Source organism: Streptomyces sp. NPDC036822, from assembly GCF_055609145.1.
Genome location: NZ_JBVJPY010000004.1, coordinates 459542 through 481620, shown reverse-complemented (window position 1 = coordinate 481620; position 22079 = coordinate 459542). Strand labels below are relative to the sequence as shown.

The following is a 22079-nucleotide window of genomic DNA, read 5'->3' as shown; positions in this document are numbered from 1 at the left end:
CACTTCTCCCGTGACCGGCTGGATTCGACGTGTCCGTTCGGGGGCTCGCGGGTGTGGAGGCGCTGAATGCTATTCGGCGAGCGCCTGGGTGATCTGTTCCGAGGCATGCTTCGCCGCCGCCTTCGGATCGTCGCCGAGGAGGACCGCCGACATGTAGGGCTTGATCGGATTGGCGGCCTCGACGTCGGCCCATTGGGGGGAGTTGGGGGTGGCCCGGCCGCGGGCCGCTCCGACGGCCATGACGGCGGTGGCCTCCTGGCCCTCGACGACGGAGGAGAGCGTGGTCTTGTTGGGCACGTAGTTCATGGCCCGGGCGAGTTCGGCCTGCCACTTCTCGCCGGCCAGGGCCTTCACGACGTCGAGGGCGGCGGTCCGCTCGGGGGCGTTCTCCGGGATGATGAGGTCGGATCCGCCGGTGAAGACCGCGCAGGGCTGCCCGGCCTTCTTGCCGGGTATCGGGAAGAAGCCGAGCTTGTCCTTCAGTCCCGGGTTCGCCTTGGTGATGGCCGAGACGGCGCTGGGGGTGGCGATGATCTGGGCGACGTCGCCCTTGGCGAAGACCTCGGCCTGGGGCGGGGTCTGCTCGTCCGCGTTCTTCGGGCCCGAGCCGAGGGACTGCAGGTCCTTGTAGAAGTCCATGCCGCGCAGCGCCGCCGGGCTGTCCAGGGCACCGGCCCACTCGCCGCCCTTGTCGACGGCGAGTTCGCCGCCCTCGTCCCAGATGAAGCCGGCCAGCGTGTACCAGTCCTGGCCGGCGAGGTAGATGCCCTGGGAGCCGTCCCGGTTGAGCTTGCCGGTGTCGTCGAGCCACTCCTCACGGGTGGCGGGCGGCTCGGTGATGCCGGCCGCCGCGAAGAGGTCCTTGTGGTAGATCACGACCCGGTTGGCCGCGTACCAGGGGATGCCGTACTGGGATCCCCCGATGCGGCCGGGCTCGGCGAGGCCGGGCAGCCACTTCTCGCCGCCGAGGTCGCGCACGGACTCCAGGGTCAGGTCGTAGAGCTTGTCGGTGTCCGCGTACTGGGCGACCTGGGTGTTGCCGACCTCGATGACGTCCGGGCCGCCGCCGCCCTGGAGGGCCTCGGTGACCTTCTTGCCGATGCCGGTCCACTCCTGGATCGTGAATCTCAGTCTCACGCCCTGGTGCTCGGACTCGTAGGCGGCGGTGAAGCGCTCGAGGAAGTCCTCGCTGACGCTGTCCCGCATCAGCCAGACGCTCACCGTGCGGTCCTGGTCGCCGCCGGGCATGAGCCCGCAGCCCGCGAGCGTGAGGGCGGTCGCGGCGGCCAGCGGGCAGGCGAGAGAGCGGTTCTTCACGTAGGTCACCTTCTGCGTTCCATGACATGGAGTGCGGCATGGGGAGCTGACCCGTCGTGGGGGGACGAACGCGGTGTTCGCGCGGGTATGGCCTGGATTCTGGTCTGGACCAACCAGGCGGTCAAGTCCTGGACGATCCCGCTCCGGGCGGGTACGCCGGACACTCCCCAGGAGAGACGGGCGGGTTCCGGCCCCCGGGAAGGTCCGCCCCGGGCCGCTCCGCGTCCGCCGACGCGGAGCGGCCCGGGCCGGTGACGGCCTACGGAACGGCCGGCACGGAGTCCTCGAAGGTGGTGCCCGCCGACCGGTAGGCGGCGACCTTGGCGGCGACCTGTGCCGGGGTCAGCACCTGGTCCTTCACGTGCAGGACGTAGTCGACCTTCTGGTCGTAGGCGCGCGGGGTGGTCGAGGTCTGGCCCGCCAGGTCGATCAGCCACTGGTTGAAGTTGATCGACATCGGGCGTTCGGGGAGGTAGCGGGCGTCGTGCCGGCCGAACTCCCGGCCGTCCACGTAGTAGACGATCGCCTGGTTGTCGATGGTCACCACGAGGTCGTGCCAGCCGGCGTAGCTCGTCCGGTCCTCGGAGTGCTGGTTGACCGCCTCCCAGGGATCGGGCCGGTAGGTCTCCCAGGAGGTCGTGTAGAGGATGTTGGCGGGCTCGCCCCAGCCGCCGTTGGGCAGGTACTCGAAGTCGTACTCGGCGTAGTCGTCCGCCATCGGCGCCTTGAGGTCGTTGATGGTGAAGAAGGTCTGGACGATACGGTCGCCGTCCGGGCCGGAGAGCGGCGCGTCGGAGAAGCGGACCCGCGCCGCGTAGGTGCCGTTCCTGAACTTCGAGGAGCGGGTGAGGATCTCGGTGTGGCGGGTCGACTCGCCGGTGCCCGCCGTCGACGTCCTCAGGTTCATGAGGGAGTTGGCGCCCTCCTTGGCGAAGGTGACGTTCTCCGGGGCCCAGGTGGCCCCGGGCACCCCGGGGCCGCCGGAGTTGGAGCGCACGCTCCAGCCGTGGGCGGCGATCGCCGGGTCGGTGTGGGCGGTGTAGTCGAAGTCGTCGAAGAGCGCGGCGCCGGTCGGCGGCGTGGTCGGGTCGGTCGGGGTGGGGGTCGGGTCCGTCGGGTCCGGGGTCGGCTGGTTGCCGGCGGGGGCGGTGCCCCAGACGTGCGCCCCGCCGACGGTGGCGGTCACCTTCGACCAGTTCGCGTACGTCGTCTGGGCGGGGCCGAAGGAGTAGTCGTCGCTCTGGTTCAGCGGCTGCCAGTTGGAGCGGTGGAAGCGCAGCTGCATGTCCCCGGTGTCCGCGCCGGGCGCCAGGGTGCCGGCCCCCGCGGTGAAGCCGACCTCGAGGTAGCGGTCGGCGGTGGCGGTCGGGTTCGCCAGGGTGCCGAAGGTGCCGGTGAGGTGGGCGCAGCCCTTCACGGCCCAGGAGCAGGCGTAGGTGTACGAGGCTCCCGCCTCGGCCTTGAAGTAGTAGCGCACCTTCACCTGGCTCAGGGCCACGGCGGACGAGCCGGTGTTGACCACCTTGAACCAGGGTTCGGCCTGGTCGCTTCCGGTGGCGCTCTGGCGGTACTGCACGGTGACGGGTTCGCCGGCCGCGGCGGCCGGGAGGGCGGTCAGGACGGTGGCGCCGAGGCCGGTGACGGTGGCGGCGGCGAGCGCGGCGCGGATCCGCAGGCTCCTGCCGTTCGTCGGGTGGCTCATGGGAGTTCCCTTCCTTGGACGGTGGGGGTGGGGGAAAGGCGGCGCGGCACCCCGAGGGTGTCGAGCCGGGTCAGGTGGTGACGCAGGCGGTCCCGGAAGCCGGACCAGTCGTGCCGGCCGCTCCAGGCCGTCTCCGCCAGGGCGCAGAGCCGGGGGAAGGTGAGGTACTCGGCGTGCGCGGCGGTGGGGACGTACTCCGTCCACAGCTGCGCCTGGGTGCCGAGCACCCGGGCCGTCTCCTCGGGGCTCCAGTCCCGGGGCGCCGGGTCGGTGCCGTGGACGGCGCGCAGGTCGACCACGGCACCGGGCTGGCCGGGGGGCTCGTCGAGGCGGGCCGACTGGGGGTAGTCGAGGTAGGTGGTGCGGTGGGGGGCCATGACCACCCGGTGGCCGCGCCGGGCGGCGGTGCGTCCGTGCGCGGTGTCGCGCCAGGGCATCACGGTGAAGTACGCGGGGAGGTCGGCGCCGGTCTCCGTCCAGCCGACGGGGTGGCGTCCGGCGTCGACGAGGTGGCGGCCGATCCGGTCCATGAACCAGCCGTGCAGGGCGTCCGGTCCCGCGAGCCCTTCGTCGGCGGCGCGGCGGCGGGCCGCCGGGGAGGCGTGCCATTCGGCGGTGGGGCACTCCTCGCCGCCGACGTGGACGTGGGGCGAGGGGAAGACGTCCATGACCTCGTCCAGGACGGTGCGGCAGAAGTCGAGGACCTCGTCGTGGACGCCGAGCACGGTGTCGCACACCCCCCACCGGTCCCAGACGTCGAGGGGGCGGTCCGGCCGGTTGCCGAGGTGGGGATAGGCGGCCAGGGCGGCCCGCACATGGCCGGGCATCTCGATCTCGGGGACGACGGTGACGCCCCGCCCGGCCGCGTGGCGCACCAGGTCGGCGAGTTCGCCGCGGGTGTAGGCGCCGCCGTGGGGCAGGCCCCCGATCTCGGTGAGCCGGGGATAGGTCGCGACCGGCATGCGCCAGCCCTGGTCGTCGGTGAGGTGGAGGTGGAGGACGTTGAGCTTGTGGAGGGCGAGGAGGTCGACGTAGCGCCGCAGGAAGGCCACGGGGCGGAAGTGCCGGGAGACGTCGAGCATGGCCCCCCGCCAGGGGAAGCGGGGGCGGTCGGTGATCTGCACACAGGGGACGGACCACTCGACGCCGGGGACGGGACCGTCGGAGAGCGCTTCCGCGGGGAGGAGCTGACGGAGTGTCTGGACACCGGCGAACAGCCCCTCCGGGCGGGCGGCGCGCAGCAGGACGCCTCCGCTGCCCACGGTGAGGCCGTAGCCCTCGTCGCCGAGTCCGGTGAGCGCGGGGTCGAGGGCGAGGACGACCGTTCCGTCCGGCCGTTGGGGAAGCGGCAGTCCGGTGGCGGGGCGGAGCAGGGTGCGCAGCAGCGTGGCGGCCGCTTCGGCGCCGGGGGCGGGCTTCACCGCCGTGGCCGGTCCGAAGACGAAGCGGCCGGGGAGCGGGGTGAGCTGGGAGGGCTGGGGGATCAGTCGGGGCATGGGCATGGGGCTCGCTATCCCTTCACGGCTCCGCCGGTCATGCCGGCGGCGACCCGACCCTGCAGGACCAGGAAGAGGACGAGGACGGGCAGGGCGAAGAGGGTGGAGGCGGCCATGGTGGCGCCCCAGTCGGTGCCGAAGACGTTGGAGAAGGAGGAGAGCCAGACGGGCAGGGTGCGGTCGTCCTGGTTCTTGATGATGAGCATGTTGGCGAAGGCGAACTCGTTCCAGGCGGTGATGAAGCCGAACAGCGAGGTGGCGAGCAGGCCGGGGGCGAGGAGGGGGAAGGTGACGCGCCGGAAGGCGGCGGCGCGGGTGCAGCCGTCGACCTGGGCGGCCTCTTCGAGTTCGGCGGGGATGCCGGCCAGGAAGGAGCGCAGGGTGACCACGGTGAAGGGCAGGGTGATCATGAAGTAGATCAGGGTCAGGGTCGCGAGCCGGTCGAGCAGGTCCGCGTCCCGTGCGATGACGTACATCGGGATCAACAGCGCTTCCCAGGGCGCCACCTGGGCGATGAAGACCATGAGGACGAAGGCGCGTCGGCCGCGCCAGCGCATCCGCGCCACGGCGAACGCGGCGCCGAGGGCCACCACCAGGGCGAGCAGGACGCAGCCGACGGTGACGAGGAGGCTGTTGCGCCAGAAGATCCAGAAGCCGTCGGCCCGTACGGCGTGGGAGAAGTGTTCGAGGGTGAGGGAGGTGGGCAGCAGGACGGGGGTCTCGGCCTGGATGTCGGCGGTGGGCTTGAAGGCCGTGAGGACCATCCAGTAGACGGGGAAGACGGCCAGGACGAAGACGATCGACGCGGCGGTGTTCAGGGGCAGGCGGCGCAGCGCTCGCGGGGTCACCGGTCGGCCTCCTGTCGGAGCAGCTGGCGGAAGTAGGCGAGGAGGACCGCGACCAGGAGGAGCACGGTGAGCGTGGAGACGGCGGAGCCGAGGTCGTAGCGGTGCAGGGACTGGGCGACCCGGTAGGCGTAGACGGGCAGGGTGGTCGTCGCCTCCCCCGGCCCTCCCTTGGTGACCGCCCAGATCTGGGCGAAGCACCGGAAGACCCAGATCACTTCGAGGCAGAGCACGAGCGCGAAGATCGGCCGCAGGAGGGGCAGGGTGACCGAGCGGAAGGTCCGCCAGGCGCCGGCCCCGTCGAGGCGGGCCGACTCGTACAGCTCCTCGGGGACGGTCAGCAGGGCCGCGTGCAGGGTGATGGCGACGAAGGGCACCGACTGCCAGACGACGAGCAGCACGAGGACGGTGAACGCGGCGGTGCCGTCGGCGAGCCAGGAGTAGCCCTCGAAGGACGTGAACCCGAGGCGGACGAGCGCCCAGTTGACCACGCCGAGCCGTGAGGCGAAGAGCCACTGGAAGACGGTGGTGGTGGCGATGACCGGGCTGGCCCAGGCGAGGACGAGTCCGCTGGTCACCAGGATCCGCATGCGTCGGCCGAGCCGCTGTGTCATCAGGGCGACCAGCGTGCCGATCACCATGATGAGCACGACGTTGATCAGGGTCCACCAGACGGTGCGCCGGACGACGTCCCAGAACTCGGGGTCGGTGAGCACCGTCCGGTAGTTGTCGAGGCCCACGAAGGGGGCGTCGCCGCGGATGAGCTCGCCCATGCCGTAGTGCTGGAGGGAGATCAGCAGGTTGCGGACGAGGGGGTAGCCCAGGAGCAGGACGCCGCCGACGACGGTGGGTGCGACGAGGAGGTAGGGCCAGAGGGTCCGCCCTCGCGGCCGCCTCACGAGCCGAGGGTCTTGGTGATGCTCTCCGACGCGGTCCTGGCGGCCCGTGCCGGATCGGTGCCGGTGAGGACGGCGGTCATGTACTGCTTGACGGGGTTGGTGGCCTCGACGGCGGCCCAGTTCGGGGAGTTGGGCGTCGCGCGGCCCTGGGCGGCTCCGGCGGCCATCGCCGCCGTGCCCTCGTCGTCCTGGATGACGCGGGCGAGCGAGGTGCGGTTGGGGACGTAGCTCATGGTCCTGGCCATGTCCGTCTGCCACGTCTCGCCGGCCAGCGCCTTGACGACCTGGTAGGCGGCGTCGGGATGGGTCGACGCCTCGGGGACGATGAGGTCGGAGCCGCCGGTGAAGACCGCGCCGGGCTTGCCGGCCGTCTTGCCGGGGATGGGGAAGAACCCGAGCTTGCCCTTGAGCGCCGGGTTGGCCTCTTCGACGATCTTCGCGCCGCCGGGTACGGCGATGATCTGGGCGACGTCGCCCTTGGCGAACACGTCGGCCTGCGGGGGTTTCGCCTCGTCCGAGTCCTTGGGGCCCTTGCCGAGGGCCTGGAGCCGGCGGTAGAAGTCCATGCCGGCGAGGGCCTCGGGGGTGTCGAGCGCCCCCTTCCAGCCCGCCCCGTCCCGGACGGCGAGGTCGCCGCCCTCCTCCCAGACGAAGCCGGAGAGGGCGTACCAGTTCTGGCCAGGGAGGTAGATGCCCTGGGTGGTGCCCGTGTCGAGCTTCTCGGTGACGGCGAGCCACTCGGCCTGGGATCTGGGCGGGGTGGTGACGCCGGCCTTCGCGAAGTGGTCCTTGTGGTAGATCACGACCCGGTTGGCGGCGTACCAGGGGATGCCGTACTGCTTGCCGTCGACCTTGCCGGGTTCGGCGAGGCCGGGCAGCCAGTCGGCGCCGTTCAGCTCGGCGACCTTGTCGCTGAGATCGCGGACGCCGCCGCTCGCCGCGTACTGCGCGACCTGGGTGTTGCCGACCTCGATGACGTCGGGGGCGTCCTTGCTGGCGAGGGCGGCGGTGACCTTCTCGCCGATGCCGTCCCACTCCTGGATCTGGATGTCCAGGTCGATGTTCTTGTTCCGTGCTTCGAAGTCGGTGCGGAACCGTTCGAGGAAGGCGTCGGTGACGCTGTCCTTCATGATCCACACGGTGACCTTCTCCGGCCCGCCGGAGGCCGCCGGGTCGTCCGCCGAGCCGCAGGCCGCGGCGGTGGCCGTGACGGTGAGAGCAAGGGTCGTCGCGAGGGCGACGCGGCCGGCGAGGGAACGAGTCTTCACGAGCACCTCGATGAATGGTTGACCAATTGGTCAAGTGGTCAGCTGCGTGACCCGAAGGTGGCATGGACCAATTGAGCCGTCAACCCCTTGAAAAACGTGTGGTGTTCACCAAGACGAGGCTCAACAGAGCGGACTAGTATGCGCTTTACCAGTTGACCAGTCAGGGAGAGTGGCATGAAGGACGGCTCCTCCAGCGGGGTGCTGAAGAGGGAGCGGGTACGGGAGCACCTGCTGGGCCTGATCGAGGCGGGCGGCCCCGGCGACCCGATCCCCTCCGAGCGCACGCTCTGCGCCTCGCTCGGCGTCTCGCGCCCCACCCTGCGCGGGGCGGTGGACGAACTCGTCGCCACGGGACTGCTCGTCCGCGAGCACGGCCGCGGCATGTTCGTCGCCCCGGCGAAAATCACCCAGCAACTTGCCCCGGAAGAGACGGCCTTCGCCGTCCCGCGCGCCTCGGGCAGCTGGTCCAGCACCGTCCTGGAATCCGCGACCATCCAGGCCGGTGCCCGCATCGGCCGCAGGCTGCGCCTCTCACCCGCCGCCGCGCTGCTCTACGTCGCCCGCCTCCGCCTGGTCGACGGCTCCCCGATGGCCATCGAGCACCTGCACATCCCGGCCGACCTGGTCTCGGCCGCGCTCACCCCGGAGGAGCTGGAGTCGGGGGATCTCTACGACCACCTGCGGGAGCATCACCGGATCCACGTTCAGGAGGCGACCCAGTCCATCGAGCCCACCGTCGTCAGCGAGGCGGAGGCGGCCGTCCTCGACGTCCCCGTCCTCTCCCCCGCCCTGCTGATCGAACGCCTCACCCTCGACACCTCGGGCCGCCCCGTCGAGTACGTCCACTCCGTCTACCGGGGCGACCGCTACCGCTTCGTCTCCCGGCTCGACTTCACCCGCGACGGCCTCGTGACCTCCTCCACCCAGGGGGACGCCTACGGACCGGCATACTGACCCGCGTCGGGGACGGCGGGGCCGGGGAGGCGGGCGATGGAGCTCAAGCGGGAACGGGTACGGGAGCATCTGCTGACCGTGATCGACGGCCGCCGTCCGGGCGACGCCATCCCCTCCGAACGCACGCTGTGCGCCTCGCTCGGCGTCTCCCGCCCCACCCTGCGCGCGGCCGTCGACGAACTCGTCGCCACGGGCCTGCTCGTCCGCGAGCACGGCCGCGGCATGTTCGTCGCCCCGGCGAAGATCACCCAGGAGCTGGTGGCGGGGAACCACACGGTGGGCGCTCCCCCGAGCCGGGGCAGCTGGACGAGCACGGTCCTCTCCCTGCGCACGGTACGGGCGGGCGCGCGCGTCGGCCGCAAGCTGAAGGTCTCCCCGGCGGCGGAGCTGGCGTACGTGACCCGGCTGCGCCACGCCGACGGCGCTCCGATCGCGCTGGAGCACCTGCACGTCCCGGCCGAACTGGTCCCCGGACTGACCGCGGCCGACATGGAGGACGGCTTCTACGCCCATCTGCGGGAGAAGCGGGGCATCCGGCCGGCGCACGCGGTCCAGTCGATCGAGCCGACCGTGCTGAGCGAGGAGGAGGCCGCGGTCCTCGATGTTCCCGTCCTCTCGCCCGCGCTGCTCTTCGACCGGATCACCTCGGGGACGGACGGCCGGCCGGTGGAGTACGTCCGCTCGCTCTACCGGGGCGACCGCTACCGCATCGTCACCCGCCTCGCCCTGGGGGACGCCACGTCCGATCACCCGGGGCCCGGCGACGTGTCGCGGAGCGGGGCGTGGTGGGGCACGGTGGAGTGACCCCACGGAGAGGAGTTCGGCCCCCATGTCGAACCACACCTATCGCGTCACCGAGATCGTCGGCACCTCCACGGAGGGGGTCGACCAGGCCATCCGCAACGGCATCGAGCGCGCCGGGCAGACGCTGCGGTCTCTCGACTGGTTCGAGGTGACGCAGGTCCGCGGTCACCTCGTCGACGGGGCGATCGAGCACTACCAGGTGGGCCTGAAGGTCGGCTTCCGCCTGGAGGACGACACCGAGGCGTGAGGGGGACGCCCGCGGGTCGGGTGCGGCCGGGAGGCCGGCCGGGGTCCGGTGAGGCGCGGGCGGTCCGCCGAGGAGCGGCGGGTGCGCTCACTTTGGGCCGGGTGCGGGCGGGGGCGGCGAGGAGCGGCCGGTGCGCTCGCCTTCGGCCGGGCGCGGCCCGCGGTCCGGTGAGGCGCGGGCGGTGCCCTCACCTCCGACCAGGTCGAGCCGGGCGTTCCGTGAGGCGCCTGCGGGTGCGGGCGCCTCGGCGACGGGTCCGGGCAGCAGGGGCCGACGGGATCCGCCCCCGGGCGGCCCGGTCAGGTGCGGCCTTCCCGCTCCTGGGCCTCCTTCAGCTCCGCCGACGGGTCGGCCCAGAGGGCGCGGACGACGCGGAAGCCCGCGCGTTCGGCCGCCTCGCAGACCAGCTCGTCGTCGTCGACGAGCATCCGGACCTCGCGGTCGCGGCCGAGCCGCCGCAGGATCTCCAGCTTGGTCAGACGCGCCGGGCGCCGGTCGCTGTCACGCCGCATGTGGATCGGCCCCTCCGGCAGCTCCTGGGCGGCCAGCCACGCGACCGTGTCCTTGCGGCAGCGCTCGGGACGCCCGGTGAGGTAGACGATCTCGCACTCCTCGGCGGCCTTCCGGCACAGCGCCACGCCCTGTTCCAGTGGCGGGTCCTCGGGCGCCGCGGCGAAGAAGCCGGCCCAGTCGCGGGGCCGGCTCTCCAGGAAGTGCTGGCGGTGAGCCGTGCCGGAGAGCGTGTTGTCGAGGTCGAAGACGGCCAGGGGCCTGGAGTTGCCTGTCACACCGGCCACCCTAGGGCGTGTCCGGAACGGCCCGGCGGGAATCCTCGCGGCGAGGAGGCGTTGAAGCGGGCGTGACCACTTCACTCGACGGCGTGCGCCTCTCCGTTCTCGACCGCTCCCGGACCCGGGAGGGCGAGGACGGCGGCGAGGCGCTGCGCGCCACCGTCCGCCTGGCGCGGGAGGCGGAAGCCCTCGGCTACCACCGCTTCTGGGTGTCCGAGCACCACAGCGTGCCGGGGGTGGCGGGCTCGGCGCCCACCGTCCTGGCCGCCGCCGTGGCCGGTGCGACCTCGCGGATCCGGGTGGGGACGGGCGGGGTGATGCTCCCCAACCACCAGCCGATGGTCGTCGCCGAACAGTTCGGCGTCCTGGAGTCCCTCTTCCCCGGCCGGATCGACATGGGTCTCGGGCGCTCGGTCGGCTTCACGGACGGGATCCGGCGGGCGCTGGGACGGGACAAGGACGACGCCGAGCGGTTCGGGGAGCAGCTCGACGAACTGCTCGACTGGTTCACGGGGGCCCAGACCACCCACCCCCAGGTGCACGCACGGCCCGCCGAAGGGCTGAAGGTCCCGCCGTTCGTCCTGGCGACCGGCGGGGGCGCCTCGATCGCCGCGGAGGCGGGCCTGCCGCTGGTCGTCGGCGATCTGCGCGGCCGGGAGCGGCTGCTGGCGGCCGTCGACACCTATCGGTCCCACTTTCGGCCCTCCGCGTGGGCGGACGAGCCGTACGTCGTCGTCGCGGGCACGGTGGTGGTGGCCGCGACCGAGGAGGAGGCCCGGCGGCTGCTGGTCCCGGAGGCCTGGTCCGCCGCGTACTCCCGCACGCGGGGCGTCTTTCCGCCGCTGTCGCCGGTGGAGCGGATCGAGGAGACGGCGATGACCGACAGGCAGCGCGACTTCTTCGAGTCCGGGCTCAGGGGGCACGTCCACGGCACGGAGGAGCAGGTCCGGGAGGAGCTCGCAGAGGTGGTGAAGGAGACCGGCGCGCAGGAGGTGCTGGTGACGACCAGTACGTACGACCGGGGGGCGCTGCACGACTCGTACCGCCGGCTCGCCCGCCTGGCGGGCCTGACCAGGGCGGACACCTAGGAGGGTGCCTTGTCGATCAGCCGCCGCGACCCCGGCAGGATCGGAAGCAGGCCCCTAGGATCGGAGGATGCCCGACTCGTCCCAGGCCGCTCCGGATCCGTACGTCCGCGTGCGGGGCGCACGTGAACACAATCTCGCCGGCGTCGACGTCGACATCCCGCGCGACGCGATCACCGTCTTCACGGGCGTGTCCGGCTCCGGCAAGTCCTCGCTCGCCTTCGGGACGATCTACGCCGAGGCGCAGCGACGCTACTTCGAGTCGGTCGCGCCCTACGCCCGGCGGCTGATCCACCAGGTGGGCGCTCCGAAGGTGGGCGAGATCACCGGTCTTCCGCCCGCGGTCTCGCTGGAGCAGCGCCGGTCCTCGCCGAACGCCCGGTCCTCCGTCGGCACGGTGACCACCCTGTCGAACTCCTTGCGGATGCTGTTCTCCCGCGCGGGCAGCTACCCCCCGGGGGCCGCGCGCCTGGACTCGGACGCGTTCTCGCCGAACACCGCCGTGGGAGCGTGCCCCGAGTGCTACGGCCTCGGCCTGGTCCACCGCACCAGCGAGGAGCTGCTGGTGCCCGACCCCGAGCTGTCGATCCGCGACGGGGCGATCGCCGCCTGGCCGGGGGCCTGGCAGGGCAAGAACCTGCGCGACGTACTGGACACCCTCGGTCACGACATCGACCGGCCGTGGCGCGAGCTGGCCGCCGAGGACCGGGAGTGGATCCTCTTCACCGACGAGCAGCCGGTCGTCACGGTTCATCCGGTACGGGAGGCGGGGCGCATCCAACGCCCGTACCAAGGGACGTACATGAGCGCCCGGCGCTATGTGATGCACACGTTCGCCGACTCGAAGAGCGCGACGCTGCGCGCCAGGGCGGAGCGGTTCCTGAGCGCCGCGCCCTGCCCGGCGTGCGGGGGGAGCAGGCTACGGCCGGAGGCGCTCGCGGTGACCTTCGTGGGACGGACGATCGCCGAACTGGCCGCCCTTCCGCTCACCGCCCTGGCCGCGCTCCTGGCCGAGTCGGCCGACGCCGGGACCGGAGCCGGGGCCAAGGGGAGCGGGACCGGTTCCGGGGCCGAGCCCGGGCACGTCCTCGTCGCGGACCTCCTCGCACGGATCCGGACGGTGACCGAGCTGGGCCTGGGGTATCTGAGCCTGGACCGCACGGCACCGTCCCTGTCCAGCGGCGAGCTGCAACGGCTGCGCCTCGCGACCCAATTGCGGTCGGGCCTGTTCGGAGTGGTGTACGTCCTCGACGAACCGTCGGCGGGTCTGCACCCGGCCGACACGGAGGCGCTCCTGGAGGTCCTCGACCGGCTCAAGGCGGCCGGGAACTCGGTCTTCGTGGTCGAGCACCACCTCGACGTCGTACGGCACGCCGACTGGCTCGTCGACGTCGGCCCCCGTGCCGGCGTGCACGGCGGCAGGGTCCTGCACTGCGGCCCGCCGCAGGGGCTGGCCCGGGTCGAGGAGTCGGCGACCCGCCGGTTCCTGTTCGACCGGGTTCCGCCGGCCGAGCGGGCGGTGCGGGTCCCGCGCGGGCAGCTGCGGACCGGGCCGGTCACCCGGCACAACCTCACCGGTCTGGACGTCTCCTTCCCGGTCGGGGTGCTGACGGCGGTGACCGGCGTCTCGGGGTCGGGAAAGTCGACACTGGTGGGCGCCCTGTCGGAGGAGATCGCCGGTGTCGGACGCCTGGTGACGGTCGACCAGAAGCCGATCGGACGGACGCCTCGCTCCAACCTCGCCACGTACACGGGCCTGTTCGACGTCGTGCGCAAGCTCTTCACGGCCACCGAGGAGGCCGGGCGACGGGGGTACAAAGCGGGGAGGTTCTCCTTCAACGTCCCCGGGGGCCGCTGTGAGACCTGCCAGGGCGAGGGCTTCGTCTCGGTAGAGCTGCTCTTCCTGCCGAGCACGTACGCCCCCTGCCCGGACTGCCACGGGGCGCGCTACAACCCGGAGACCCTGGAGGTGCGGCTGCGCGGGCACACCATCGCCGAGGTCCTCGACCTGACGGTCGAGGCCGCCGCCGGGTTCTTCGCCGGCACGCCTGCCGCGGAGCGGAGCCTGCGGACCCTTCTCGACGTCGGCCTGGGCTATCTGCGGCTCGGCCAGCCCGCGACCGAGCTGTCCGGGGGCGAGGCACAGCGGATCAAGCTCGCGGCGGAACTGCAAAGGCCCCGGCGCGGTCACACCCTCTACGTCCTGGACGAGCCGACGACCGGCCTCCACCCGGCCGACGTCGAGGTCCTGATGCGCCAGCTCCACGGACTGGTCGACGCCGGCCACACGGTCGTCGTGGTGGAGCACGACATGGACGTGGTGGCCACGGCGGACTGGGTGATCGACCTGGGTCCCGGCGGTGGCGGCGAGGGCGGCCGGATCGTGGCCGAGGGCCCGCCCGCCGAGGTGGCGCGGGCGACGGCCGGCCGGACCGCCCGGTATCTGGCGGCCCGGCTCGACTCCTGATCCCGCGCTCCTCGTCGCCGGCCGGTGCGCCCGCTCGGGCCCGGCGCACCGAGGGGCGGAGGGTCACCGGGGTTCGACGAACTGGACCTCCAGGTCGACCTTGACGACGTCGCCGAGGAAGCCGGGCGCGAAGTCGAGGCCGAAGTCGCTGCGGCGGAACTCACCGGTGGCGTCGAACCCGGCGTGCCTGCTGCCGTCCACGGGGACGTCCACGACGCCGCCGAACTCCACGTCGAAGGTGATCGGCCGGGTGACCTCGCCGATGGTCAGCTCGCCCGCCAGCGTCCACTCCTCGCCCGCCCCGCTGATGCGGGTCGAACGGAACGTCATCGTCGGCCGCTTCTCCACGTCGAGGAGGTCGGAGGCGCGGACGTGCGCGTCGCGGTCCGCGTTGCCGGTGTCGATCGAGGCGAGCGCGACGGTCGCGGTGATCGAGGAGTCCTCCGGCGAGTCGCCGACGACCAGCTCCGCCTGGAGGTCGTTGAAGCGGCCGCGGACCTTGGAGATGCCGAGGTGGCGGATGGTGAAGCCGACGGAGGAGTGCAGCGGGTCGAAGGCCCAGCGGCCGGAGACGAGCGGGAGCGCAGTGGTGGTGTTCTGCGATTCGGTGGTCATGGCTCCACGCTGCCGCCCGGCGGCGACGGGAGGAAGGCCCGGCCGAGGCTGGTAGTGACAGGGCCACCCTCCGCGCCCGCCCCGCTCGTACGATCAGGCGGTGAGCGACAACGAACTGGGGGCGTTCCTGCGCGCCCGCCGCGAGGTGCTGACCCCGGCCGAGGCCGGACTGCCGACCGGGCCGCGGCGGCGCACGCCGGGTCTGCGGCGGGCGGAGCTGGCGATGCTCGCCGGGATCAGCGTCGAATACCTGGCCCGGCTTGAACAGGGGCGGGACCGCAACCCCTCGCCGCAGGTCCTGGGCGCGCTCAGCGACGCCCTGCGCCTCCCGCTGGACGCCCGCCTCCACCTGCGGCGCCTCGTGAAGTCGGGGGGCGGGCAGCACATGTGCTCGATGGTGCCGAGCCCGGCGCGCGGGGTGCGGCCGCCGGTGCGGGCCCTGCTCGACCGGCTCGGGCCGACGCCGGCGGCGGTGGTGAACGTCCTGGGCGAGATCGTCGCGCACACGGAGGGGTACGCGCGGCTCACGGGCCCGCTGGGGCTGCTCGACGGCGATCCGCCGAGCCTGCTCCGGTACCTCTTCACCGATCCCCGGGCCCGTGTGGCGTACCCGGACTGGGACCGGGTCGCCGACCAGCAGGTGGCCGCGCTGTACTACGGGCTCACGGGGTCCGATCCGCACGTGGCGGAGCTGGCGCGGGAGTTGACGATCACCGCCGGGGCGGCGTTCTCGGACCGGCTGAAGGCCGCGGGGCTGCTGCGGGCCCGGTCGGGGAGGGAACGTCTGGCCCATCCCGAGGTCGGCGAGCTGTGCCTGGAGTACGAAGTGCTGGAACTGTCGGAGGCGGACGGGCAGCACATGGTGGTGCACCTCCCCGCCGACGAGCGGACCTCCACGGCACTCGACCGTCTGGTGGGGCGCCGTCCCGGCACGCTGCGGGCGGTCGGCGGCTGATCAGCCCTCTCCACCTTTTGCCCGTTTTGCCCGAAAGGTATGTTTATATGCGCTCGGGGTAGGGGTGCGGTAGACACAACGGGGCCGAGGGTGCAGAGGTGAGAGGCATGGGCGCAGGCAAGAAGACCAAGAACGCGGCGAAGACGACCAAAGGCAAGATGAAGGAGAAGACCGGCAGGGCCGTCGGGAACGAGACCCTGGAGATGAAGGGTCAGCGCGAGCAGATGGCCGGCGACGCCAAGCAGGCCGCCGCCAAGGCGAAGGACGCGCTGAAGCACTGACGGTCGCGGCTCGCGTCCGCTGCGGCGACGCGATCGGCACAAAGGGTCGGCAGGTCATCCCTGCCGACCCTTCCGCACGCCCGGCGCGGAGCTACCCGCGCCTGCGGCGCCGCGGGGCGGTGTCCTCCTCGTCCTCGTCCTCGTCCTCGTCCTCGTCCTCGTCCTCGTCTTCTTCCTCTTCCTCGTCCTCTTCCTCCTCCTCGCCTTCGCCCTCGTCCTCCGGGTACTCGTCCTCGTATCCGTCTTCTTCCTCGCCCTCCGCGCCCTCTCCCTCGGGCTCCTCGTCGTACTCGGGGCTCTCCTGATCCTCGTCCTCGTACTCGTCCGTCTCTTCCTCCGGGTACTCGCCCTCCTCGCCCTCGTCCTCACCCTCGCCCTGCTCCTGCTCTTGTTCCTGCTCCTCCTCCTCGATGGCGTCCTCATGACTCCGGACCACTTCGCCGTCCCTGATCTCACCGCGCCAGCCGTCGGGTTCGTCGGTGGTGAGGGAGACGTACCGCTGGAAGTTCTTGAAGTCCAGACGGAGGCGACGGCCCTGCGCACGCCACAGGTTGCCGGTCTTCTCGAAGAAGCCTGAGGGGAGGTACTCGACGACGAGGACGACCCGGGTCAGCGACGGCGCCAGCTCATGGAACGAGACGCAGCCGCGCGTGGTCCCCTTGGCCCCCTCGGAGGTCCATACGATGCGGTCGTCGGGCACCTGCTCCTGGGTGGTCGCCTTCCAGCCACGGGTTGAAGGACCGACCTTCACCTTCCAGTCGCTCTTGTTGTCGTCGTCGCGCGACGCGTCGCGCACACCCTTGGCGAAGCTGCTGAACTTCTCGTACTGCGTCCAGTGGTCGTACACGGTCCGCAGCGGCAGTCCGACGTCGAGCACCTCGACGATGTTGACGGCCTTCCCGCCGCTCTTACGGCCCTTACCCTTGCCCCCGCCCTTGAACAGTCCGGTGACCTTGTCCTTCATGTCACCCAGCTTCTGTCCCGCCATGGCCTTCAGCGGCGAGTCGCCCTTCATCATCCGTCCACCGATTCCGGCGACGTCCGACAGCTTCCCCCCGTTCTCGGCCACGTCGGTCAGCTGGTGCGTGAGATCCCCCAGTTTGTCGGTCGCCTTGCCCGCCAGCTGCTCCGCCTGGGTCGAGAGGTATCCGGTCAGTTCGCCGAGCAGCCGGTCCACGCCCGACGTACCCTTGCCGCCGTCTCGGTCTGTCGTTGCCATGGCCTACCTCCGCCCTGACGGCTTGCGGGCCGCCGTCTTCTTGGCGGCTGTCTTTCGGGCCGGGCCCCGGCCCGTGGCCTTCTTGGCCGGCGCCTTCTTCGCCGGCGCCTTCCTGGCGGGCGCCTTCTTCGCCGGAGCCTTCTTGGCGGCCGTCTTCTTCGCGGGCGCCTTCTTCTCCGCCGTCTTCTTCGCGGCCGTCTTCTTCGCGGCGGACGTGCGTGACGTCGTCCCGCCGGCCGCCTTCTTACTCGGCGCCTTGGCCGCGGTCTTCTTGGCGGCGGGCTTGGAGGCCGCGCTCTTCCTGGCGGGCGCCTCCTTCGCCGCGGGCTTGCGGCTCGCCGGCTTCTTCGCCGGCGCCTTCTCGGCTGCGGACTGCCGTGCGGCGCGCGGCCGTTGGCCGGAGCCGGCGGCGGCCTTACCCGTGTCCTTGCGGGTGGACGAGCGGGCGCGTCGGCGCAGCGGAGGGGCCTCTTCTTCCTCTTCCTCTTCCTCTTCTTCCTCCTCGTCCTCTTCCTCCTCACCTCGCGGCGCTTCCGGCTCCTCTTCCTCCTCTTCCTCCTCTTCCTCTTCTTCCTCCTCGTCCTCTTCCTCCTCGCCTCGCGGCGCTTCCGGCTCCTCTTCCTCCTCTTCCTCCTCTTCCTCCTCGTCCTCGTAGGGCTCCTCTTCCTCCTCCTCTTCGCCCTCCGGGCCCCGGTCCTCGTCCTCACCCTCGTCCTCGGCGGCGTAGCCCTCCGCTTCCTCGTCCTCGTAGGGCTCTTCTTCCTCTTCCTCTTCCGCGTCCTCGTCCTCACGGCCCCCATCGGGGCGGGTGAGCTCCAGAGTGCGCTCGTGCAGTGAGTCCGCGAAGTCGGCGAGCTTGCGGTTGGCCGCCGCGGTCACGGCCTTCTTGCCGGCTTCCAGGGCTTCGCCGCGCAGCTGGTCACCGAGGTCGGCGAACTGCGGCATCTCCTTCACTCTGGAGAGGCCTTCCTTCATCAGCTGCCCGGGCTCGAGCCCGAAGCGGCGGCCGGCGAGATAAGTCGCCGCGGTGAAGGCCAGACGTCCTTTCTTGGTGCGTCCGAGGAGGTAACCCCCGGCCACCGCGGCCGCGAGCGCGATCTTGTTCATGTCCTGCATGAGCTCATCCCCTTCGCCAGGGCGTCGGCGGGCCCTCTGGCACCGCCCGCTGGGACCGTCCTCACCGGTGGCCCACGGGCGCTTCGCGCAGCGGCGGCGAAACGGTCCCGCTCGGGCTGCCGTCACTCAGCAGCTACCCCCACCACAAGACTTATGTCCCTAATAAGTGACATTCTAGGTTCTAGAGTGCCTTTCCCCCATGGGAGTGCATATGGCTGCAGAAACGCCTCGCTCACGACGGGTCCCCCCGCGGGGCGACGACGAAGAGCAGCACAGGAAGCCGTCCCGGCGCAGTACACCCCGGCGCCGTGCGGGCGTCCCGAACGCCGCCTCCGCCATGCGCTCGGCGGCCGTACAGCTCTCCGAGCTGCTGGGTAGACCGCCCGACTCGGTGTCCTCACTCAAGCCGACGGACGAGGGCTGGGAGGCGCAGGTGGAGGTGATGGAGCTGGAGCGCGTCCCGGACAGCACCAGCGTCATGGCCAGCTACCGCGTCGCCCTGGACGAGGAGGGGGAGCTGATCTCCTACGAACGCACCCGTCGCTACAGCCGAGGAACGATCGACCGGTCGGCCTGAGACAGAGCCGGCCGCGGAAGGAGGCGCCATGACCATGGTGCCGCAGAGCGGCAGCACCGTATCCAGAGGCGGAGGCGGCAGCAGCAGCCTCTACGACGTCCTCGAGCTCATTCTCGATCGTGGTCTGGTCATCGACGTCTTCATCCGGGTCTCTTTGGTGGGCATCGAGATCCTGAAGATCGACGCACGGATCGTGGTCGCCAGTGTCGACACCTACCTGCGCTTCGCCGAGGCCTGCAACCGGCTCGACCTCGAAGCCGGCCGCAAGGCGCCCGCCCAACTGCCCGAGGTGGTCGGCGGGATGATGGAAGGCGGCGCCCGCGGCAAGTCCAAGGGTGCGCTCAGCGGCGCCGTCGAAGCCGTCTCCGACTCCCTGACCGGCGGCTCGTCCAAGGCACGGGACGCCGAGGAGGAAGAGGTCGAGGAAGAGGCCCCCGCCCGGAAGCGGCGCCCCGCCCGACGACCGGTACGGCGAGAGAAGGAGTGACCGATGGCGCTGTACGTGTACTCGATCACCGCCACGAGTCATTCCAGGCGCCTGGACGGGATGACGGGAGTGGGTTCCCACGCGGCCCCGCTCAGAAGCGTCACCGTCGGGGAGCTCAGCGCCGTCGTCAGTGACGTCACGGAGGAGGTGCGCCCCAAACGCCGGGACCTCGCCGCGCACCAGGAGGTGCAGGATCGCCTGATGGCCTACGGCACCGTCCTCCCCCTGCAGTTCGGCTACATCGCGCCCGACGAGGACGCCGTACGACAGGCCCTCGAGGAGAACGCCGCCGCCTACCTCGCCACGCTGGAGCGCCTTGAAGGCTGCGCCGAACACCATGTGAGGGCCTCTCAGCAGGACGAGGAGCCCCTCCTGCGCCAGATCCTGGAGGACTCGCCCGAGGCCCGGGACCTCAACGCCCGGATCCGGTCCGGTGATCAGGACCCGCAGCTGCCCATGGCCCTCGGCGAGCTCGTCGCCCGCGAGGTCGAGGTGCGTCAGCAGACCCTGGCGGACGGCCTCGTCCAGGCGCTGCTCCCCTTCGCGCGGGAACACCTCTCCCGCCCGCCGTCGGGCAGCGAGTTCCTCAACCTCTCCCTCCTGGTGCCTCAGGACCGCGAGAACGACCTCCTGACGGCCGAGGGCAATCTGGCCCGCGAGATCGACGGCGGCGTCGACCTCCGCTTCCACGGGCCCCTGCCCCCCTACAGCTTCGTGCAGTGACCGCCGGCCGTCGCCGGAGAAAGGGAGGAGGACCGCCATGGGACTGCTCACCCGGCTGCTGACGCTGCCCGTCGAACCGGTGCGGGCCGTGATGTGGACCGCACAGCGCGTGGTCGACGCGGCCGAGGACGAGTACTACGACCCCGCGCCCGTCTGGCGTGAGCTCGCGGAGCTCGAACGCCTGCTGGTGAACGGGGAGATCGACCAGGAGACGTTCGACCTCCGCGAGGACGAACTGCTCGACCGCCTGGCGGAGATCGACGAATTCCGGCAGCGACTGCCGTGACCAGGAGATGAGGCGCCACCGTGACCGATCCCCTACCGAGCCGACCCGGCTCCTTCACGTCCCGGGCCGCCGCGCCGTACGGCCAGAACACCTCGTCCAGCCTTGCCGACATCCTGGAACGTGTCCTGGACAAGGGCATCGTGATCGCCGGCGACATCCGCATCAACCTGCTCGACATCGAACTTCTCACGATCAAGCTCCGCATCCTGATCGCCTCGGTGGACAAGGCGAAGGAGATGGGGATCGACTGGTGGGAGTACGACCCCTCGCTCTCCAGCCGCCACACCGGCAGCCCGCTGGAGCAGGAGAACCGGCGCCTGCGCGCCGAGCTGGAGTCCCTCCGGCGCGACGCGGTCGGCGAGGGAGAGGCCGGCGGTCGCGCCGCCGGCGCGCTGTACGACCTGCCCACCGACCACCCGGACGACGAGGCGGGCGGTCCCGGCGGACGGCGGCGCCCATGACGAGCACCGCCGAGGAGACCCTGACCTACGTGTACGCCGTCGTCCGCCGGGCGCAGGCACCGCACGAGGCCCTCGCGGGCGTCACCGGGGTCCTCGGGGCGCCCGTCCGGCTCCTGTACGAGCCGGCCCCTTCGAAGGCGACGGGCGACCCGCTCTCGGGCGGCCACGGACCGGCGGAGGGGATCCTGGACGAGGCCCTCGTGGACGACACCGACGAGACCGACGCGTCCGGCATGACGGGCGTTGCCGGTACCGGCCGGGCGGAGTCGATCCCGGACGAGGCCCTCGTGGACGACACCGACGAGACCGGCGCGTCGGACCGTCCGGGGTCCGTCGTCTTCGTCGTCAGCCCCGTGCCGCGCCGTGACTTCGACGAGGCGGCGCTGAAGGACCACTTCGAGGACCTGGAGTGGCTCGAAAGCGTCGCGCGCGCCCATCACGACGTCGTCCAGGCCCTCGCCGCCCACGCGACCGTCCTGCCCCTGCGGATGGCCACCGTCTATCAGGACGACGGCCGGGCCGGGCAGGCGCTCGCCAGGCGGCGCGAGGCGTTCGCCGAGCGGCTGGCCCGGCTGGAGGCCCACACCGAGTTCGGGGTGAAGATGTACCTCCTGCGGTCCGGCACGCCCCGGCCCGGCGCCGAGCCCGCCGCGCAGACGCCGGCGCAGTCCCCCGGCAAGGCCTACCTCCAGCGCCGCAAGGCCCAGCACCACGCCCAGGAGGCCGCCTACGACCAGGCACGACGCGCGGCGGAGGCCATCGAGGCCGCGGCGGCAGCGCACGCCTCCCAGCGCGTGCGCCACGCGGTGCAGCGCGGAGCGCTGACCGGTCCCGAGGAGAACGTCCTCAACGACGCCTACCTGGTGCCGGACGCGCTGACGGAGGCGTTTCGCACGGCGGTGGCGCGAGCGGCCCGGGACTTCCCGGAGGTCCGCGTCGACGTGACGGGGCCGTGGGCCCCCTACTCCTTCGTCACGCCGCCCGACGAGGCCGACGAGGCCGAAGGCCCGCCCGACGAGACGGGGTACCCGCCCCAAGAGGCCCCCGGGGCCGAGGCCCCGGGCCCGTCCGGGGAGCCCGTCTCCCCGCCAGGCGTCCGCCACGAGCCCCTCGGGTCACCCGACCGGCCCGGCTCCTCGCCAGGCGCCCCCCACGAGGCCCCCGACACCCGGCGGTCCGCGTCATGACCCTTCCCGAGCGCGGTGAACCGCTCCCCGAACGCCAGGTCGCCCTCATCGACCTGCTCGACCGGCTGCTCACCGGCGGGGTGGTGATCACCGGCGACATCGTCCTGTCCATCGCCGACATCGATCTCGTCCGGATCTCCCTGCGCGCGCTCATCGTCTCGGTCGGCTCCGAGACGGGGCCGCCCACGGCCGTGCGGGACGGTGGACCGCCGTGAACGGGGAACCGTCGGGCCGGGACGGCGCGGAGGTGCCGCCCACCGCGAGCGCGCCACCGCGCCTGCGGGCGGTGGGCGACGC

Annotated in this window: 24 protein-coding genes; 14 read left to right on the top strand and 10 right to left on the bottom strand. The window is 71.9% G+C overall.

Going from position 1 to position 22079, the window contains the following annotated elements:
• Window positions 1–69: 69 nt before the first annotated feature.
• The 6 genes from ACZ68P_RS12730 to ACZ68P_RS12705 all read right to left on the bottom strand — a co-directional run bounded on the left by ACZ68P_RS12730 (window position 70) and on the right by ACZ68P_RS12705 (window position 7527).
• Entirely contained in the window at window positions 70–1317 is a 1248-nt protein-coding gene (locus ACZ68P_RS12730; protein WP_471005399.1) for an extracellular solute-binding protein, read from the bottom strand.
• Window positions 1318–1576: 259 nt separating this feature from the next.
• Entirely contained in the window at window positions 1577–3019 is a 1443-nt protein-coding gene (locus ACZ68P_RS12725) for a cellulose binding domain-containing protein (protein WP_471005397.1), read from the bottom strand.
• Complete coding sequence (locus tag ACZ68P_RS12720; RefSeq protein WP_471005394.1) at window positions 3016–4521, bottom strand: beta-N-acetylhexosaminidase; 1506 nt, start codon at window positions 4519–4521, stop codon at window positions 3016–3018. Before ACZ68P_RS12720 ends, ACZ68P_RS12725 begins: the two co-directional genes overlap by 4 nt.
• A gap of 8 nt (window positions 4522–4529) precedes the next feature.
• A complete protein-coding gene (locus ACZ68P_RS12715; protein ID WP_471005392.1) occupies window positions 4530–5363 on the bottom strand; it encodes a carbohydrate ABC transporter permease in 834 nt (277 codons plus the stop codon).
• Window positions 5360–6259: a carbohydrate ABC transporter permease gene (locus tag ACZ68P_RS12710; RefSeq protein WP_471005390.1), complete on the bottom strand. Its 900-nt coding sequence runs from the start codon at window positions 6257–6259 to the stop codon at window positions 5360–5362. The genes ACZ68P_RS12715 and ACZ68P_RS12710 overlap by 4 nt, the downstream gene beginning before the upstream one ends.
• Complete coding sequence (locus ACZ68P_RS12705; RefSeq protein WP_471005389.1) at window positions 6256–7527, bottom strand: extracellular solute-binding protein; 1272 nt, start codon at window positions 7525–7527, stop codon at window positions 6256–6258. The genes ACZ68P_RS12710 and ACZ68P_RS12705 overlap by 4 nt, the downstream gene beginning before the upstream one ends.
• A 174-nt stretch (window positions 7528–7701) precedes the next feature.
• Between ACZ68P_RS12705 and ACZ68P_RS12700 the strand changes: the two genes are divergently transcribed.
• The 3 genes from ACZ68P_RS12700 to ACZ68P_RS12690 are packed head-to-tail and all read left to right on the top strand — an operon-like array spanning window position 7702 to window position 9532.
• Window positions 7702–8481 carry a GntR family transcriptional regulator gene (locus tag ACZ68P_RS12700; RefSeq protein ID WP_471005388.1) on the top strand — a complete coding sequence of 260 codons (780 nt, stop codon included), beginning with the start codon at window positions 7702–7704 and terminating at the stop codon, window positions 8479–8481.
• A gap of 36 nt (window positions 8482–8517) precedes the next feature.
• Window positions 8518–9285: a GntR family transcriptional regulator gene (locus ACZ68P_RS12695; RefSeq protein ID WP_471005387.1), complete on the top strand. Its 768-nt coding sequence runs from the start codon at window positions 8518–8520 to the stop codon at window positions 9283–9285.
• A gap of 25 nt (window positions 9286–9310) precedes the next feature.
• Window positions 9311–9532: a dodecin gene (locus ACZ68P_RS12690; RefSeq protein ID WP_471005386.1), complete on the top strand. Its 222-nt coding sequence runs from the start codon at window positions 9311–9313 to the stop codon at window positions 9530–9532.
• A gap of 299 nt (window positions 9533–9831) precedes the next feature.
• Here ACZ68P_RS12690 and ACZ68P_RS12685 read toward each other — a convergent pair whose 3' ends face one another.
• The gene (locus ACZ68P_RS12685; RefSeq protein WP_471005385.1) at window positions 9832–10320 is read right to left on the bottom strand and encodes a phosphatase domain-containing protein; all 489 of its coding nucleotides are present in this window, start codon (window positions 10318–10320) and stop codon (window positions 9832–9834) included.
• Window positions 10321–10391: 71 nt separating this feature from the next.
• Here ACZ68P_RS12685 and ACZ68P_RS12680 point away from each other — a divergent pair, with 71 nt between their 5' ends.
• Complete coding sequence (locus ACZ68P_RS12680; RefSeq protein WP_471005384.1) at window positions 10392–11411, top strand: LLM class flavin-dependent oxidoreductase; 1020 nt, start codon at window positions 10392–10394, stop codon at window positions 11409–11411.
• 67 nt (window positions 11412–11478) lie between these two features.
• Window positions 11479–13875: an ATP-binding cassette domain-containing protein gene (locus ACZ68P_RS12675; protein WP_471005382.1), complete on the top strand. Its 2397-nt coding sequence runs from the start codon at window positions 11479–11481 to the stop codon at window positions 13873–13875.
• Window positions 13876–13938: 63 nt separating this feature from the next.
• On the opposite strand, the gene ACZ68P_RS12670 is transcribed toward ACZ68P_RS12675, so the two are convergent.
• Window positions 13939–14490 (bottom strand): YceI family protein, encoded by a 552-nt coding sequence (locus ACZ68P_RS12670; protein WP_471005381.1) that lies wholly within the window; start codon window positions 14488–14490, stop codon window positions 13939–13941.
• 100 nt (window positions 14491–14590) lie between these two features.
• On the opposite strand from ACZ68P_RS12670, the gene ACZ68P_RS12665 reads away from it, so the two are divergent.
• Both ACZ68P_RS12665 and ACZ68P_RS12660 read left to right on the top strand, forming a co-directional pair.
• Entirely contained in the window at window positions 14591–15445 is an 855-nt protein-coding gene (locus tag ACZ68P_RS12665; protein WP_471005379.1) for a helix-turn-helix domain-containing protein, read from the top strand.
• Window positions 15446–15552: 107 nt separating this feature from the next.
• On the top strand, window positions 15553–15726 hold the full coding sequence (locus ACZ68P_RS12660; RefSeq protein WP_471005377.1) for a CsbD family protein: 174 nt from the start codon (window positions 15553–15555) through the stop codon (window positions 15724–15726).
• 91 nt (window positions 15727–15817) lie between these two features.
• Here ACZ68P_RS12660 and ACZ68P_RS12655 read toward each other — a convergent pair whose 3' ends face one another.
• Window positions 15818–16945 (bottom strand): SRPBCC family protein, encoded by a 1128-nt coding sequence (locus ACZ68P_RS12655; RefSeq protein ID WP_471005375.1) that lies wholly within the window; start codon window positions 16943–16945, stop codon window positions 15818–15820.
• 3 nt (window positions 16946–16948) lie between these two features.
• Window positions 16949–18061, bottom strand: coding sequence for a histone H1-like repetitive region-containing protein (locus ACZ68P_RS12650; RefSeq protein WP_471005374.1), 1113 nt, complete (start codon window positions 18059–18061; stop codon window positions 16949–16951).
• A 211-nt stretch (window positions 18062–18272) separates the two neighbouring features.
• Between ACZ68P_RS12650 and ACZ68P_RS12645 the strand changes: the two genes are divergently transcribed.
• The 7 genes from ACZ68P_RS12645 to ACZ68P_RS12615 are packed head-to-tail and all read left to right on the top strand — an operon-like array spanning window position 18273 to window position 21997.
• The gene (locus tag ACZ68P_RS12645) at window positions 18273–18638 is read left to right on the top strand and encodes a gas vesicle protein GvpO (RefSeq protein ID WP_471005372.1); all 366 of its coding nucleotides are present in this window, start codon (window positions 18273–18275) and stop codon (window positions 18636–18638) included.
• 28 nt (window positions 18639–18666) lie between these two features.
• The gene (locus tag ACZ68P_RS12640) at window positions 18667–19125 is read left to right on the top strand and encodes a gas vesicle structural protein GvpA (protein WP_471005371.1); all 459 of its coding nucleotides are present in this window, start codon (window positions 18667–18669) and stop codon (window positions 19123–19125) included.
• 3 nt (window positions 19126–19128) lie between these two features.
• Entirely contained in the window at window positions 19129–19848 is a 720-nt protein-coding gene (locus ACZ68P_RS12635; RefSeq protein WP_471005369.1) for a GvpL/GvpF family gas vesicle protein, read from the top strand.
• Between the two features lie 37 nt (window positions 19849–19885).
• Window positions 19886–20134 carry a gas vesicle protein GvpG gene (locus tag ACZ68P_RS12630; protein WP_365716077.1) on the top strand — a complete coding sequence of 83 codons (249 nt, stop codon included), beginning with the start codon at window positions 19886–19888 and terminating at the stop codon, window positions 20132–20134.
• A 20-nt stretch (window positions 20135–20154) separates the two neighbouring features.
• Window positions 20155–20595 carry a gas vesicle protein gene (locus tag ACZ68P_RS12625; RefSeq protein WP_471005365.1) on the top strand — a complete coding sequence of 147 codons (441 nt, stop codon included), beginning with the start codon at window positions 20155–20157 and terminating at the stop codon, window positions 20593–20595.
• Window positions 20592–21782 carry a GvpL/GvpF family gas vesicle protein gene (locus ACZ68P_RS12620; protein ID WP_471005364.1) on the top strand — a complete coding sequence of 397 codons (1191 nt, stop codon included), beginning with the start codon at window positions 20592–20594 and terminating at the stop codon, window positions 21780–21782. Before ACZ68P_RS12625 ends, ACZ68P_RS12620 begins: the two co-directional genes overlap by 4 nt.
• Window positions 21779–21997, top strand: a complete 219-nt coding sequence (locus tag ACZ68P_RS12615) for a gas vesicle protein (RefSeq protein ID WP_471005363.1) — start codon at window positions 21779–21781, stop codon at window positions 21995–21997. The genes ACZ68P_RS12620 and ACZ68P_RS12615 overlap by 4 nt, the downstream gene beginning before the upstream one ends.
• Window positions 21998–22079 lie beyond the last annotated feature (82 nt).